General features: G+C 64.3%; 1 protein-coding gene. It reads left to right on the top strand.

Features of this window, described 5'->3' with window-relative positions; all coding sequences use genetic code 11:
- Window positions 1–516 (top strand): hypothetical protein (locus tag U4Z64_RS37380; protein ID WP_321822693.1); only part of this gene is annotated, 516 nt, incomplete at both ends.

Raw genomic sequence — 516 nt, 5'->3', positions numbered from 1 at the left:
GGTGGACAACGAGCTGATCGAGCTGGTTGCCGACGAGAGGCCAGTCGACGTCGAGGTCGACAGCGACGCCACCGAGCTGTCGGTCGAGCTGAGGCCGGTCGACAACGAGCCGATACCCGTCGAAGTCGAGGTGGACAGCGAGCTGATCGAGCTGGTTGCTGAGGACAAGCCGGTCGACGTCGAAGTCGAGAGTGAAGCGACCGAGCTATCGGTCGAGCTCAGGCCGGTCGACAGCGAGCCGATGCCGGTCGAGGTCGACGTGGACAGCGAGCTGATCGAGCTGTTTGCCGACGACAGGCCAGTCGACGTCGAGGTCGACAGCGAAGCGACCGAGCTATCGGTCGAGCTGAGGCCCGTCGACAACGAGCTGATACCCGTCGAAGTCGAGGTGGACAGCGAGCTGATCGAGCTGTTTGCCGACGACAGGCCGGTCGACGTCGAAGTCGAGAGCGAAGCCACCGAGCTATCGGTCGAGCTCAGGCCGGTCGACAGCGAGCTGATGCCGGTCGAGGTCGA

This window comes from Burkholderia sp. BCC1996 (assembly GCF_905339955.1).
GTDB lineage: Bacteria > Pseudomonadota > Gammaproteobacteria > Burkholderiales > Burkholderiaceae > Burkholderia.
The sequence above is the reverse complement of the archived record's forward strand: the minus strand, read 5'-3'. Positions and strand labels throughout refer to the sequence as shown.